This window comes from Janthinobacterium svalbardense (assembly GCF_002327145.1).
In the GTDB taxonomy this organism is placed as follows: domain Bacteria; phylum Pseudomonadota; class Gammaproteobacteria; order Burkholderiales; family Burkholderiaceae_D; genus Janthinobacterium; species Janthinobacterium tructae.
Genome location: NZ_CP023422.1, coordinates 85,788 through 100,275, shown reverse-complemented (window position 1 = coordinate 100,275; position 14,488 = coordinate 85,788). Strand labels below are relative to the sequence as shown.

The following is a 14,488-nucleotide window of genomic DNA, read 5'->3' as shown; positions in this document are numbered from 1 at the left end:
TTTTTGCTTTCCGCGCACCAATGTGGTGCGCGAGATCGCCTTGGCGGCAGGATTTTTACCAATATTTAAAAATTGAATAGAGCAAAAGGCAATTTTCTCTTGTGGCAACTTGCTGTTTGAAAATATACTCGTTGCATATTTAGCCGTACGGCAACAAAGCTGCCATTCTGGCAAGCGATACAGGCGTACGGCGTCAGCGTTGATATGAAAAGAGATGCCAATTGAAATGCCTTTCCTGCCAGGCCGAGAATAAACCGGGCGCAAAATTCTGTTCTTCCTGTGGCACGACGTTTGCCGTTGCCACCCAGGTGCCAGGCAAATCGTGTGGCCAGTGCGGCCATGATTGCAAGGCCGATGCCAGATTCTGCCCCAAGTGCGCGTTCAGCTTTGCCGTGGCGCCCGTTGCCGCAACGGTGCCGCCGCCTCTGCCGGAACCGGTCATTGCGCCCGCCATTGAGCCCGTGCCTGAACCTGTCCCGACGCCAGTGGTGAAACCTGTCGCGGTACCGGCGCCGCCGCCCGTGCTGGAAAAGCGCCAGCCTGAAGCCGCACCCGCACCCGCACCCGCACCCACACCCGCACCCGCACCAGAACCTGTCCCCGCTCCCGCGCCAGAACCTGCCGCCGCACCCGCCAGCGTGCCCGAAGCGCCAGGCGACACCCGACCGCGTGGCCTCCCCCTCAAGCTGATTGCCGCAGTCGTCGCAGCAGTAGTGCTGCTGGGCGGTGCAGGCGGGTATTATTTCCTGTCAAGCAAGCCGCCAGCGCCGCCGCCAGACCCTGCGTCTGCCGCCGAGCAGCCGCTGGCTATCAGCGACCCTGCGCTCGATGGCGCCACGACGGCCGATTTCGCCGCGACACCGGCTGCGGCTGCGGACGAACCCGCGCCGGTACCGGCTGCTGTTCCTGCTCCGGCACCGGAGCCGGAACCGGCACCAGCACCAGCACCGGCACCCGTCGCGGAAAAACCGGCCAAGCCCGTCAAGGTGACACCGCCAGCCGCCCCCGCCAACCAGGCTGCCGGGCTGGAAAGCGTGATCACGGAGAGCCTGTCGGAAGCGAGCCACTGCATGAGCCAGCGCAAATACGACTGTGCCATTGCCAACGCGAATGCCGTGTTGCGCATGGACAAGGGCAACCGCTACGCGCTCGACATCAAGCGCAAGGCGAAAGACGCGCAAGACAAGGCGCTGTCGCAAATCCAGATCGAGTAAGCCGCGCTGCTTGCCTTCCCCCTATTTTGTTCCTCCCGGAGAATAACGTGAAAAACTTGAAAAAAATTGCCAAGCCCATGGTGGCGCTGCTGGTTGTGTCCTCGATGCTGGCCGGTTGCGCCGCGCCGGGCGGCCCTGGTGCCACCGGTACCACTACCGCAGGCACGGAAGCGGCCAGCGGTGAATGCAATACGGCCATGCTGGCCGGCATCGGCGCTGTCGTGGGCGGCTTGCTGGGCGGTGGCACGAATACCGTGCGCGGCGCGGCCCTGGGTGCCAGCCTGGGCGCACTCGCCTGCGTGGCTTTGAATTATCAAAGCCAGCAAGTCAAGACGGCGCAGCAAGTGCAGGCCGACTACAAGGTGGCCAACAAGGGCAAGCTGCCCGAGCAATCGACCTTGGTGAAGTATGAGACGGCCTTTACGCCGTCCTCCGTCCGTCCGGGCCAGAAGGCGCAGACCAATTCGTATATCGAAGTGGCAGCCGGCACGCGCGATCCGAACCCGCTGGTGGAAGAAGAGTTGAGCCTGTACAAGCCAAATGGCGACCTGATCAAAACTGTGCGCAAGGTGGTCAGCAGCAACAACGGCAGCGGCGCCTACAAGGGCGGCTTCTCGATTCCCATGCCCGAAGGCGTGCCGCAGGGCATTTATCCGGTGCGTACCGCCTTGTACCTGAATAGCAAGCGTGTCGGCGGCCAGGACGTCAAACTGCAGATCGTCCAGCGCCAGGCGCCTGCGAGCGAGCTGCAACTGGCGCTGGCCTACTGACACATCAATACCACGGGGCGGCCAGGCAGGCCGTCCCATCCCGATTTCCCCCTTCCAGGCTAGACATGACCATTTCCACAGAAGCACATAAACCGTTTCCCTTTTCCTCCGCCGTGGGATCGCTGATCGAAGCGACCGACGCCATCAAGAATTTCCGCGCGATTGCCCTGCTGGCCCTGACCTTCATCGGTGCCGTGCTCGTCGGTGGCGTGCTGATCATGCTCGCCGGCAGCATGAGCAGCACGCTGCTGGTCTTCCTGGGCGGCCTGATGGCCTTCCTGGTGATGTTTTACGGTTCCAACGCCGTGGGCATCCTGCTGATGCGCGATGCGCAGGGCCAGCCTGGCATGAGCCTGGTTGATGCCGTGCTCGTCTCGCTGTACACCAGCCACCGCCTGATCGCCGTCGTCTTTCTGGAATTCTTGATCGTGCTGGCGGCCATGATCGCTATCGCCATCATCTTGTTCGTCTGCAAAATCCCCGTGCTGGGCCCCGTGCTGTACGCGGTGGTCTTCCCCTTGTCGGCCATCGTGCTGGGCGTGCTGGTGTTTGCGCTGTTCTACGTGATGCTGCCGCTGGCCGGCCCTGCCGCCTGGTCGGGCGCCAGCGTGTTCCAGATCATTGCCCGCCTGAACCTGATCGTGCGCACCAAGCTGGTGTCGGTGATCCTGCTGGAAGTGCTGCTGTTCCTGATCACGTCGTTTACCGCGCTGCTGATCTTTGGCGTGCTGGGCACCGGCGTGTCGCTGACCAGCGGCATGTCCGCAGGCATCCTGGGCCTGGGCGGCCAGATGAACATGTATTCCCTGGCTTCGGGTCTGAGTGGCGGTTCCGGCTATATCATCGCAGCCGGCCTGGGCGGCGGCTTGCTGCTGGCGGCCGCGGCCGTTGTGCCGGGCCTGATCTTTACCAAGGGCGTGTGTATCATTTACCTGAACGCCACGCGCAATGTCGATTTCAGCGCCTCGGAAGCGAGCCTGAACGACGGCCTGGCCGTGGTCAAGAAAAAGGCCGAGGAAGCGCGTGAACGTGCGCGCGCCCTGGCCGAGCAGGCGACGGCCCCAGCCGCTCCAGCCGCTCCGGCAGCGCCAGCCGCTGCGCCGGCAGACAGCCTGCAATGCCCGAATTGCAAGGCACCGGTCGCGTCCGATGACGTGTTCTGCGGCGAATGCGCGCACAAACTCAAGTAAGGCACACCATGGCTCACTTCTGCACCAAATGCGGCACGGCCTATGCCCCGGGCGCGCGCTTTTGCGATGAATGCGGCAATACCTTGCCTGCCGCTGCAGCGGCAGCACCGGCGCCGGCCAGTCCGGCCGGGGCTGGCGTGCAGCGGCGCCACGTCATGATTGCCGGCGGCGTGCTGGCGGTGGTGATCGTGGCCGGTGGCGCTCTGGCATGGCTGCTGGCGCCCGAAGCGGCCTCGGCTAGCAGTTTCAGCCGCGCCATCGATGCCCATCTGGCGGCCGACGAGGCGGCGCGCGACAAGTTGCTCTGCCTCACCAACTTGCCGTACCAGAAGGAAGAAATCCGCGTGGCCTCGTACGACAGTTCCACTCGGCAATGGCTCGATATCCTCGTGCGTAGCGGGCTGTACGCCGCTCCCGTCGAACAAAGCAGCGGTGGCTGGGTTGCGCAATCGCAATTTGTCTACGCGCTGGCCGCTCCGGGCAAGGCGGCCTTGCGCGGCGACAAGCTGTGCGTGGCCAAGGGCGTGAAAGTCGCCAAGGTCAGCGGCTACGATCAGGTGCGCGACCTGGGCGCACAGCACGTGGCGATGGCCAAGGCCACCCTGGTATTGACCGATGAGGCGGCGTGGGTCGCCAAGTCGGCGGACCGGGCACTGATCCTGCAACGCTTGCCGGACGGCGACCTGGAAGTGCGGTTGCCGCTGGCGCTGGTCGACAAGCAATGGCAAGTCATCGACGAAGCGCAGATGAGCCAGGCGGCCATGACCGGTGTGATAGGCAAAGCGCCGGCCGTGCAGGGCGCGGGCATGCTGGACAAGCTGAAGAGCGCGTTCCGCTTTGGTGCCCACCCAGCTGTGGGGAAATGGCAGGCGGCGATGGGCAATGTCCTGGAATTTACAAGTGACAGCGTGATCAATAACGGGACCTCGACCAAGGCCACCTTCACCACCAAAGGCAATACCGTGACGATCACGCCGGAAGGCGCGGGCGATGCGGCCATGGACATTATCGTCAGTGACGATGGCAGCACGGCGCAGATCAGCATGGGCGGCATGCGGGTGACAACCCTGCGGCGCATGCGCGATTAAGCGGCGAGCCAGGCGGTGCAGCGTGCCGCCTTGCATCATTCAAGAAGCCCGGCCATGCCGGGTTTTTTTACGCCCGCCAGGAAGCGGCGTGCCCGCCAATTTATCTTGACATCAAGATAGTTTATGCTCACACTGGATTTTTATCTTAATGTCGAGATAGTTGCATGGCCTCTTCTTCTGCCCGTCCCGCCTGGGGCGATATTCTGCTCACGGCGCTGGCACCCCTGATCTGGGGTTCCACGTATATCGTCACGTCCGAACTGCTGCCGCCGCACCGCCCTTTCACGGCGGCCCTGATCCGCGTGTTGCCGGCTGGCTTGCTGTTGCTGCTGCTGATGCGGCGCCTGCCAGCGCGGCGCGAGTGGGGCCGCGTGCTGATTCTTTCCGCGCTGAATATCGGCGTGTTCCAGGCGCTGCTGTTCGTCGCCGCCTACCGCTTGCCGGGTGGCTTGGCGGCCGTAGTGGGGGCCATCCAGCCGCTGCTGGTGATGGGCCTGGCCTGGGGCGTGGAAGGGCGCCGCCCGGCCCGCCTGGCCTTGGGGGCCAGCGTGCTGGGCGTGGCCGGCATGGGCGTCTTGTTGTTGTCGCCGCGCACCGTGTGGGAACCCATCGGCATCGCCGCCGCGCTGGGCGGTACGGCCTGTATGGCGGCCGGCACCTACTTGACGCGGCGCTGGAAGCCGGACTTGCCCGTGCTGGCGCTGACGGGCTGGCAATTGCTGCTCGGCGGCCTGATGCTGGCACCCGTCGCCTGGCTGGCCGACGCACCCTTGCCGGCCTTGTCCCTGCAGCAAGTCCTGGCTTACGCCTACCTGTGCCTGGCCGGCGCCCTGCTGGCGTATGCCTTGTGGTTCCGCGGCATCGCCCGCCTCACACCCGTGGCCGTCTCCTCGCTGGGCCTGCTCAGTCCGCTGATGGCCGTCGTGCTGGGTTGGGCCCTGCTGGGCCAGGCCATGACGGGCTGGTCGATGCTGGGCTTGCTGCTGGTGCTGGCCAGCGTGCTGGCGGTGCAGTGGGCCAGCGCCCGGCCCGCAACAAACTCCTGACTTCTGCGCATTTCTCCTCGGCAGGCCGATCGCATCGGCCTGCCTGTTTCCCTCTGGGCGCTCCCTTTTTGCTGCACCGCACATACTGTTTTGCTTGCACTGTAATAGGGCATTGAGGCACTATTCGCTTCGCGCAAACGTTTGCGCGCAATGAAATTCCATAAAAGCATGCTCGACACGTGCTTGACCAACAACTCTGGAGACGCTCATGACATCCCGTATTCGCCTGAAAATGATTGCCGCCGCTGTCCTGGTGTGTGCCTTGCCCGCCGTGCCGGCGATGGCGCAGACACCTGCCAAACCAAAGGTGGCGCTGGTGATGAAGTCGCTTGCCAATGAATTTTTCCTGACCATGGAAAATGGCGCCAAGGCGCATCAGAAGGCGAATGCCGCCAAGTATGACTTGCTGTCGAACGGCATCAAGGATGAAACGGATACGTCGAGCCAGATCAAGCTGGTTGAGCAAATGATCGTTTCGCGCGTCAGCGCGCTGGTGATCGCGCCGGCCGACTCGAAGGCGCTGGTGCCGGTGCTGAAGAAAGCCATCGACGCGGGCATCATCGTCGTCAATATCGACAACAAGCTCGATGAGGGCGCCCTGAAAGAAAAGGGCATCAGCGTACCGTTCGTCGGTCCGGACAACCGCAAGGGCGCCAAGGTCGTCGGCGACTACCTGGCCAAGCAGATCAAGAAGGGCGACCCCGTCGGCATCATCGAAGGCGTGTCGACTACCTACAACGCGCAGCAGCGCACCCTGGGTTTCCAGGACGCCATGAACGCGGCCGGTGCCAAGGTCGTCAGCGTGCAGTCGGGCCAGTGGGAAATCGCTCCCGCCAACACGGTGGCCGCCGCCATGCTGAACGCCAACCCGAATATCAAGGCCTTGCTGTGCGGTAACGACAACATGGCCATCGGCGCCATTTCCGCCATCAAGGCGGCCGGCAAGACGGGCAAAGTGCTGGTCGTCGGCTATGACAACATCAACGCCATCAAGCCGATGCTGGCCGATGGCCGCGTGCTGGCCACCGCAGACCAGTTCGGTTCGCAGCAAGCCGTGTTCGGCATCGAGACCGTGCTGAAAGCGCTGGCGCAGAAGAAGAAACAGGCCGAGCTCGGTGGCGTCATCGAAACCAAGGTCGAACTGGTCGCCAAGGGCGCCAAGTCCTGATCGCCTGATCGTTTGATCCCGCCGGGGCCGACGGCGCTTGCTCACCGAGCAGGCGGCGCCGGCCCCGCCGCCACTACTGCGGAGTTTTATCATGCCCACCGACATACCCCCGGCGCCAGCCGCCATTCCCCTGTTAACGCTCGATAACATCGGCAAGTCCTATGTCGGCCCCGTGCTGGGCGGCGTGGGCTTGCGCTTCGCCGCTGGCCAGGTGCTGGCGCTGACGGGCGAAAACGGTGCCGGCAAAAGCACGCTGTCGAAGATCATCTGCGGCCTGGAGCAAGCCACGACGGGCACCATGCTGCTCGACGGCAAGCCTTACCAGCCCGCTTCGCGCGGCGCCGCCGAGGCGCTGGGCATCCGCATGGTGATGCAGGAACTCAATTTGATTCCCACCCTGTCGATCGCGGAAAACCTGTACCTGAAAAACTTGCCGCAGCGCTTCGGCTTCATCGACCGCAGCCGTCTGGAGCGCGACGCGCGCGAACAGATGGAGAAAGTGGGCCTGGGCGGACTCGACCCGTGGACCCTGGTTGGCGAGCTGGGCATCGGCCACCAGCAAATGATCGAGATCGCGCGCAATTTAATTGGTTCCTGCCGCCTGCTGGTGCTCGATGAACCGACGGCCATGCTGACGCACCGCGAAGTGGAATTGCTGTTCCTGCAAATCGAGCGCCTGAAGGCCGAAGGCGTGTGCATCATCTATATTTCCCACCGCCTGGAAGAACTCAAGCGCGTGGCCGACCGCATCGCCGTGCTGCGCGACGGCCAGCTCGTGTGCGATGACGCTATCGCGGGCCACTCCGCCGCCGACCTGGTCAGCTTGATGGTGGGCCGTTCGGCCGATGACGCCGTCGACCTGAGCGGCCGCACCATCGGCGCGCCGCTGCTGCGCGTGCGCGGACTGGCGCGCGGCAAGGTGGTCAACCCGACTTCGTTCGACTTGCGCGCCGGCGAAATCCTCGGCATCGCCGGCCTGATCGGCTCGGGCCGCACGGAATTGCTGCGGTTGATCTTCGGCGCCGACCGCGCCGACGCCGGTGACGTGTTCCTCGGCGACAGCGAGGTGCCCGCCGCCTTGCATTCGCCGCAGGCAGCCGTGAAAGCGGGCATCGCCATGATCACGGAAGACCGCAAGGGACAAGGCTTGTTGCTGCGCCAGTCCATCGCCGTCAACACCACCCTGGCGTCGCTCGACACCGTCAGTGGCGCAGGTTGGCTCAACGATGCGGCCGAAGCGTCGGTGGCCGACGATTACATCCAGCGCCTGGGTATCCGCTCGCGCAACAGCGCGCAAACGGTGGCCGAATTGTCTGGCGGCAACCAGCAAAAAGTGGTGATCGCCCGCTGGCTGTATCGCAACTGCCCCGTGATGCTGTTCGACGAACCCACGCGCGGCATCGATATCGGCGCCAAGTTTGATATTTATCAGGTGCTGGCCGAACAGGCGCGCCAGGGCAAGGGCCTCGTCATTGTCTCGAGCGACTTGCGCGAGCTAATGCTGATCTGCGACCGCATCGCCGTCATGAGCGCCGGCAGCATCGTCGAGACCTTCGAGCGCGGTGCCTGGAGCCAGGACGCGCTGCTGTCGGCTGCCTTCTCTGGCTATTTGACCCCCACTTCCACTCCAGCTGCGGCCTGATCCGCCGGAAAGATTCCCATGACCACCCATTCCTCTCCTTCGTATCTGCAGCGCAGCCTGGCCGACCTGAAAAACTATGCGGGCCTGATCGGCGCCTTGCTCGCCATGTGCGTGCTGTTCTCGTTTGCCAGCGAAAATTTCTTCACGCTCGCTACCCTCAGCACCCTGTCGAACAACATCCCGACCCTGGTCGTGATGGCCGTCGGCATGACCTTTGTATTGATCATCGGCGGCATCGATTTGTCGGTCGGCTCCGTCATGGCGCTGGCCGCTTCCGTGCTGTCGCTGGCCGTCGTGCACTGGGGCTGGCCCGTGTGGAGCGCGGCCCTGTTGGGCATGTTCGTCGCCGCCCTGTGCGGCGCGACGACCGGCCTGATTTCTGTCGGCTGGCGTATCCCCTCGTTCATCGTCTCCTTGGGCGTGCTGGAAATGGCACGGGGATTGGCCTATCAGGTGACCAATTCGCGCACGGAATACATCGGCAGCGCCGTGGACGGCATCAGCTCGCCGATCGCGTTTGGCTTGTCGCCCGCCTTCATCGCCGCCATCGCTATTGTTGTGATCGGCCACCTGGTGCTCACGCGCACGGTGCTGGGACGCCACTGGATCGGCATCGGCACGAATGAAGAAGCCGTGCGTTTGTCCGGCATCAATACGAAACCGTCAAAAGTGCTGGTGTTTGCCTTGATGGGCTTTCTGGCCGGCGTGGGCGCCCTGTTCCAGGTCTCGCGCCTGGAAGCGGCCGACCCGAACGGCGGCGTGGGCATGGAATTGCAAGTGATCGCCGCCGTGGTAATCGGCGGCACGAGCCTGATGGGCGGGCGCGGTTCCGTCATCAGCACGTTTATCGGCGTGTTGATCATTTCCGTGCTGGAAGCGGGCCTGGCGCAGGTGGGCGTATCCGAACCCGTGAAACGCATCGTCACGGGCCTGGTGATCGTCGCCGCTGTGGTGCTCGATACTTACCGCCGCCGCGGCGAGCGCGCATAATTACAGGAGAAAGCGCGGCCAATGGCAACCATCAAACAAGTGGCGCAGGCGGCCGGGGTGTCGTTTACCACCGTGTCGCACGTCCTCAACAATACCCGCCCCGTCAGCGACGCGGCGCGCCGCGCCGTGCTGGCGGCGGCGGAACAATTGCATTACGTGCCCAGCGCCCTGGCGCGCTCCTTGCGCAGCCGCAGCACGGGCACCATTGGCCTGATCATTCCGAATAATACGAATCCGTATTTTTCGGAAGTGGCGCGCGGCATCGAGGACAGCTGCTACGCGGCCGGCTACAGCGTGATCTTGTGCAATTCCGATGACGACCCCGTCAAGCAGCGCGACTACCTGAACGTGCTGCTGACCAAGCGCTGCGACGGCCTGATCCTGTCCGCGCTGGCCGACAGCGATGGCGAACTGCTGCGCAAGATGAAGGTGCCGGCCGTGCTGCTCGACCGCGCGCCCAGCGACCTGGCCATCGATGCCGTGGCCGTCGACAACCGCGCCGGCGGCGTGCTGGCCGCGCGCCATCTGCTGGGCCTGGGACGCCGGCGCCTCGCTTGCATCGCCGGTCCCCGCGAAGTGAGCATTTCCAATGAGCGCATCGCCGGCGCGCGCAGCGCCATGGCGGACGCGGGCGTGGTCCTGGCCGACGCCCTGTGCCGCCATAGCGATTTCACGAGCGCGGGCGGCTATGCGGCCGCGCTGGATTTGCTGGCGCTGCCGCCAGGCCAGCGCCCCGACGCCTTGTTCTGCTGCAATGATTTGATGGCTTTTGGCGCCCTGCGCGCCGCCGCCGAACGGGGCATTGCCGTGCCCGTGGACCTGGCCGTCGTCGGCTTCGACGATATCGACCTGGCCAGCTTCGTGCATCCGGCCTTGAGCAGCGTGGCGCAAAACACGCGCGAGCTGGGTCACATCACGGCCGCCTGTCTGCTGGCGCGCATCGCCGACCCCACCTTGCCGCGCCAGCAGCGCAGCATCGCGCCCGAGCTGCATGTGCGCGGTTCCAGCGTGGCCGCCACGGTAACTTTTTCCGCACCTACTTCTTCACCTGCAACTGAACTGATGGGAATGACATCATGATCGTGGTTATCGGCAGCATCAATATGGACCTGGTCTTGCGCGTGCCGCGCATGCCCCTCCCCGGCGAAACCCTGACGGGCGGCGCGTTTCGCACCATTCCTGGCGGCAAGGGCGCCAACCAGGCCGTAGCCTGCGCGCGCCTGAGCGGCAAAGTGGCCGCCGGTGGCCAGCAAGTGGCCATGGTCGGCTGCGTGGGCGATGATGCGTTTGGCGCGACGTTGCGCGCGGCGCTGGTCGGCGACGGCATCATCGACAGCCACATCACCACCTTGCCCGGTGTCGCGTCCGGCATCGCCTCCATCCTGGTGGACGACAACGGCCAGAACAGCATCGTGATTGCCGGCGGCGCCAACGATCTGTTGAGCCCCGCGCACATCGACGCGGCAAAAGGGCTGATCGAACAGGCCGATATTGTCGTGCTGCAGCTGGAAACGCCGATGGCCACCGTCGTGCACGCCATCAAACTGGCCCGCTCCTTGGGCAAGACGGTGGTGCTGAACCCGGCCCCGGCTGCCAGCCTGCCGCAAGGCGTGCTGGAACTGGTCGACTACCTGATTCCGAATGAAATCGAAGCGGCCATGCTGGCCGGCGTCAGCCCGCAAGGCGCGGATGCCAAGGCGCTGGCGGCTGCGCTGCAAAAGCTGGGCAGCGACAACGTCATCATCACGCTCGGCTCCAAGGGCGTGCACGCGGCCTTGTATGGCGGCGATTATGATTTCGCGGCCGAAGTGGTGCAAGCCGTCGACACGACGGCCGCCGGCGACACCTTCATCGGTGGTTTTGTCGCGGGTCTGGCGTCCGGCATGGACGAGGCGGAAGCGATTGGCCAAGGCCAGCGCGCGGCCGCCTGGAGCGTCACCAAGCCCGGTGCGCAAACTTCGATTCCCCACTTGCACGAGCTGTTCTGAGACCATGAAAAAAACACCGCTGCTCAATATTGCGCTGTCGCAACTAATCGCATCGCTCGGTCATGGCGACATGCTCGTCATCGGCGACGCGGGCTTGCCGTCGCAGCCTGGCGTGCCCCTGATCGACCTGGCCCTGACGCGCGGCATTCCCGGCTTCATCGATACCGTGAACACGGTGCTGAGCGAAATGCAGGTGGAATACCATTTGCTCGCCAGCGAGTTACCGCAGCACAACCCGGCCATGGCGGCGCAGGTGGCGGCCCTGGCCATGCCCGATGCGCGCCAGGTGACGCACGAGGAGTTCAAGCAATTGAGCAAGGGCGCGCGCGCCATCGTGCGTACGGGTGAGTGCAGTCCGTATGCCAACATCATTTTGGTGGCAGGCGTCGTGTTCTAGCGCAAACAAACGTCAGATTGTTTGCCAAAAACATCAACGTTATTGTTCTTAGTGAAATAATTATCCATCGGCAAAAGGGGGCGGCTACAATAGTCGTACCCTGCCAGCTCGGCAGTTTCCAGTGGTGTCCTGCCATGCCGATGAAAGCATTCGACGCTTTCCGCTCCTACTTGCCGCTGGTCGGCAGGATGGCGAACGGCTGGCGCTGCTTTTTCTTCCTGCTGCTGTGCCTGGCCACACAAGCCCGCGCGCTGGAACCCATCTCCCTGCAGCTCAATTTCACGCACCAGTTCCAGTTTGCCGGTTATTACGCGGCCATCGAGCAGGGTTATTACCGCGAGGCGGGGCTGGAAGTGACATTGGTCGAAGGCAGCGGCGTGCCGCTTGCCGAGGCGGCCGTGCTGACGGGCCAGGCTGAATATGGCGTGGGTAACAGCACCTTGTTGCTCAGCCGCATGGCCGGCAAGCCCGTGGTGGTACTGGCCGTGGTGTTCCAGCATTCGCCCAGCGTGCTGCTGATGCGCCAGCATGGCGGTGCGCCCGATGTGCACCGGCTGGTGGGGGCGCCCGTGATGATCGGTGCGGCCACCGATGTGGCAGCCGCATCTGATGAAGTCTCGCTATTCCTGCAGAAAATGGGTGTCGCGCCGCAGCAGATGCGCCACTTGCCGCCCAGCTACCGGATCGGGGATTTGATCGATGGCAAGGTCGACGCGATTGCCGCGTATTCCACCAACGAACCGGATTACCTGGACCGGGCTGGCTTTCCCTACTACCAGTTTACGCCGCGCACGGCCGGTATCGATTTCTACGGCGACAACCTGTTTACCAGCGAGTACGAACTGCGCCGGCACCCCGAGCGCGTCAAAGCGTTCCGCGCGGCCAGCTTGCGCGGCTGGCAATACGCGATGGCGCACCGCGAGGAAATGGCGGATGTGATCCACGTTAAATACAGCCAGCGCCATGACCGCGATCACCTGCTGTACGAGGCGCAGCAGATGGAATTGCTGCTGCAGCCCGTGCTGGTGGAGCTCGGCTACATGAATCCCCAGCGCTGGCAGCACATTGCCGACACCTATGCCGCCATGGGCGTGCTGCCGCGCAATGCCACGGACAGCCGTGCCTACCAGGGCTTTTTGTACCGCTCCGTGCCGGGCGCCGACCTGGGCTGGCTGTACCTGTCGCTGGGCGTGGCGGGCAGCTTGCTGGCCGTGTCGGCGGCCTTTCACTTCAGCAACCTGGCGCGCGAGCGCCGCCGCACGGAGGAAACCATCCGGCAAGGGGAATTGCGCTTTCGCACCATGTTCGAGGAAGCGCCGATGGGCATCGCCCTGATCGATACCGTGAGCGGACAGTTTCTGGATATCAATCCGCGCTATCTGGCCATCGCCGGGCGCAGCCTGGAGCATATGAAGCGCTCGAGCTGGATGGAGATCAGTCATCCCGACGACGTGGCGGGCGAGCAGGCGCACGTGGCGCAGCTGCTGGCGCGGCGCATGCCGGGCTTTCGCCACGCCAAGCGCATCGTGCGTCCCGATGGCGACGTGGTGTGGGTCGATGCCTCGGTGACGGCCATCGCCACGGCCTGCCACGGCGGCCCGCACCACCTGTGCATGCTGGAAGATGTGACGGACAAGCGGCAAACGGAAGCGCTGATCTGGCAGCAAGCCAATTTCGATACCCTGACGCAATTGCCGAACCGCCGCATGTTCCACGAGCGCCTGCGCCAGGCGCTGGCTCAGGGACGGCGTGATACGAGCCGCGTGGCCATCCTGTTCATCGACCTCGACCATTTCAAGGAAGTCAACGACACCCTCGGCCACCACCAGGGCGATATCCTGCTGATCGAAGCGGCGCGGCGCATCCGCGTGGGCGTGCGCGAGACCGATACGGTGGCGCGCCTGGGCGGCGATGAATTCACGGTGATCCTGTCCGACCTCGATGATCTGCAGCAAGTTGACCGCATCGCGCGGCAGATACTCGACGGCTTGCTGGCGCCGTTCCTGCTGGGGCAGGAGCAGGCCTTCGTCTCCGCCTCGATCGGCATCACCCTGTATCCGGACGACGCGGGCACGATCGAAGACTTGCTCAAGCATGCGGACCAGGCCATGTATGTCTCGAAAGGCGCGGGGCGCAACCGCTACAGTTATTTCACGCCCGCCATGCAGGTGGCGGCCGTCAACCGCATGCGCCTGGGGGCGGACTTGCGCACGGCCTTGCGCGAACAGCAGATGCAGCTGTATTACCAGCCCATCGTCGAGCTGCATGGCTGCACTATTGTCAAAGTGGAAGCTTTGCTGCGCTGGCACCATCCGCAGCGGGGCATCGTGTGCCCGCCGGATTTCCTGGCGCTGGCCGAGAGCAGCGGCTTGATCGTCGACATCGGCGACTGGGTGTTGCGCACGGCGGCTGCGCAACTGTTGCGCTGGCGCGCGCAGGGCCAGGCCATCGGCTTGCCGGGGCTACAACTGTGCCTGAACCAGTCGCCGCTGGAGCTGCAGCGCGAAGTCGAGGCGCCCGGCACCTGGCTGCGCCAGCTGATGGCGCTCGATGTGCCGGCTTCGGCCATCGTGCTCGACATGCGCGAAGATGCGCTGCTGGGATCCGGTGCCAGCGCCGGCAGCGGCATGGCGCAGCGGCTGCAGCACTTGCGCGAGGCAGGCTTGCAGATCGCCCTGGACAACTTCGGCAGCGGCCCCGCCTCGCTGACGCAATTGCAGCAGTGCAGCATCGACTACCTGAAGCTCGACGGCGTGCTGGTGCGCAAGCTGGCGCCCGGTACCAGCGAACTGGTGTTGTGCGAAGCCATCGTCACCATGGCGCACAGGCTGGGCTTGCAAGTCATCGCCGAAGGGGTGGAGACCGAAGAGCAGCGCGCGCGGCTGCTGGAAATCGGCTGCGATTTTGCGCAAGGCGAGCTGTTTGCGCCGCCGCTGGCCATCGACGCATTCGATGCGCTGCTGCATGCCCGGCGGCCCTTGCACCCTTGAAACCG

Annotated in this window: 12 protein-coding genes and 1 pseudogene; all 13 read left to right on the top strand. The window is 64.3% G+C overall.

Going from position 1 to position 14,488, the window contains the following annotated elements; genetic code table 11:
• Positions 1-221 precede the first annotated feature (221 nt).
• Positions 222-317 (top strand): annotated as a pseudogene (locus tag CNX70_RS29250) (zinc-ribbon domain-containing protein); the annotation flags it as partial.
• A 144-nt stretch (positions 318-461) separates the two neighbouring features.
• Complete coding sequence (locus CNX70_RS00430; protein WP_244199212.1) at positions 462-1,214, top strand: hypothetical protein; 753 nt, start codon at positions 462-464, stop codon at positions 1,212-1,214.
• Between the two features lie 47 nt (positions 1,215-1,261).
• Positions 1,262-1,984, top strand: a complete 723-nt coding sequence (locus CNX70_RS00425; RefSeq protein WP_096232574.1) for a hypothetical protein — start codon at positions 1,262-1,264, stop codon at positions 1,982-1,984.
• A 65-nt stretch (positions 1,985-2,049) separates the two neighbouring features.
• Positions 2,050-3,174, top strand: a complete 1,125-nt coding sequence (locus CNX70_RS00420; RefSeq protein WP_096232572.1) for a zinc ribbon domain-containing protein — start codon at positions 2,050-2,052, stop codon at positions 3,172-3,174.
• Positions 3,175-3,182: 8 nt separating this feature from the next.
• Positions 3,183-4,262, top strand: coding sequence for a zinc ribbon domain-containing protein (locus CNX70_RS00415; RefSeq protein WP_096232570.1), 1,080 nt, complete (start codon positions 3,183-3,185; stop codon positions 4,260-4,262).
• Between the two features lie 164 nt (positions 4,263-4,426).
• A complete protein-coding gene (locus CNX70_RS00410) occupies positions 4,427-5,308 on the top strand; it encodes an EamA family transporter (protein ID WP_096232568.1) in 882 nt (293 codons plus the stop codon).
• A 208-nt stretch (positions 5,309-5,516) separates the two neighbouring features.
• Complete coding sequence (locus CNX70_RS00405; RefSeq protein WP_096232566.1) at positions 5,517-6,476, top strand: sugar ABC transporter substrate-binding protein; 960 nt, start codon at positions 5,517-5,519, stop codon at positions 6,474-6,476.
• A gap of 91 nt (positions 6,477-6,567) precedes the next feature.
• Complete coding sequence (locus tag CNX70_RS00400) at positions 6,568-8,118, top strand: sugar ABC transporter ATP-binding protein (RefSeq protein ID WP_096232564.1); 1,551 nt, start codon at positions 6,568-6,570, stop codon at positions 8,116-8,118.
• 18 nt (positions 8,119-8,136) lie between these two features.
• Positions 8,137-9,108, top strand: coding sequence for an ABC transporter permease (locus CNX70_RS00395; RefSeq protein WP_071075031.1), 972 nt, complete (start codon positions 8,137-8,139; stop codon positions 9,106-9,108).
• A 21-nt stretch (positions 9,109-9,129) separates the two neighbouring features.
• Positions 9,130-10,188: a LacI family DNA-binding transcriptional regulator gene (locus CNX70_RS00390; protein ID WP_096232562.1), complete on the top strand. Its 1,059-nt coding sequence runs from the start codon at positions 9,130-9,132 to the stop codon at positions 10,186-10,188.
• Complete coding sequence (gene rbsK / locus CNX70_RS00385; protein ID WP_096232560.1) at positions 10,185-11,096, top strand: ribokinase; 912 nt, start codon at positions 10,185-10,187, stop codon at positions 11,094-11,096. Before CNX70_RS00390 ends, rbsK begins: the two co-directional genes overlap by 4 nt.
• A gap of 4 nt (positions 11,097-11,100) precedes the next feature.
• Positions 11,101-11,493 carry a D-ribose pyranase gene (gene rbsD / locus CNX70_RS00380; protein WP_096232558.1) on the top strand — a complete coding sequence of 131 codons (393 nt, stop codon included), beginning with the start codon at positions 11,101-11,103 and terminating at the stop codon, positions 11,491-11,493.
• Between the two features lie 134 nt (positions 11,494-11,627).
• Positions 11,628-14,483 (top strand): EAL domain-containing protein, encoded by a 2,856-nt coding sequence (locus CNX70_RS00375; RefSeq protein WP_244198985.1) that lies wholly within the window; start codon positions 11,628-11,630, stop codon positions 14,481-14,483.
• Positions 14,484-14,488 lie beyond the last annotated feature (5 nt).

Bases quoted from the DNA above. Each gene is read 5' to 3' on its own strand.
- CNX70_RS00390 (WP_096232562.1), top strand. From the start codon at position 9,130: ATGGCAACCATCAAACAAGTGGCGCAGGCGGCCGGGGTGTCGTTTACC.
- CNX70_RS00375 (WP_244198985.1), top strand. From the start codon at position 11,628: ATGCCGATGAAAGCATTCGACGCTTTCCGCTCCTACTTGCCGCTGGTC.
- CNX70_RS00395 (WP_071075031.1), top strand. From the start codon at position 8,137: ATGACCACCCATTCCTCTCCTTCGTATCTGCAGCGCAGCCTGGCCGAC.
- CNX70_RS00415 (WP_096232570.1), top strand. From the start codon at position 3,183: ATGGCTCACTTCTGCACCAAATGCGGCACGGCCTATGCCCCGGGCGCG.
- rbsK (WP_096232560.1), top strand. From the start codon at position 10,185: ATGATCGTGGTTATCGGCAGCATCAATATGGACCTGGTCTTGCGCGTG.
- rbsD (WP_096232558.1), top strand. From the start codon at position 11,101: ATGAAAAAAACACCGCTGCTCAATATTGCGCTGTCGCAACTAATCGCA.
- CNX70_RS00400 (WP_096232564.1), top strand. From the start codon at position 6,568: ATGCCCACCGACATACCCCCGGCGCCAGCCGCCATTCCCCTGTTAACG.
- CNX70_RS00405 (WP_096232566.1), top strand. From the start codon at position 5,517: ATGACATCCCGTATTCGCCTGAAAATGATTGCCGCCGCTGTCCTGGTG.
- CNX70_RS00410 (WP_096232568.1), top strand. From the start codon at position 4,427: ATGGCCTCTTCTTCTGCCCGTCCCGCCTGGGGCGATATTCTGCTCACG.
- CNX70_RS00420 (WP_096232572.1), top strand. From the start codon at position 2,050: ATGACCATTTCCACAGAAGCACATAAACCGTTTCCCTTTTCCTCCGCC.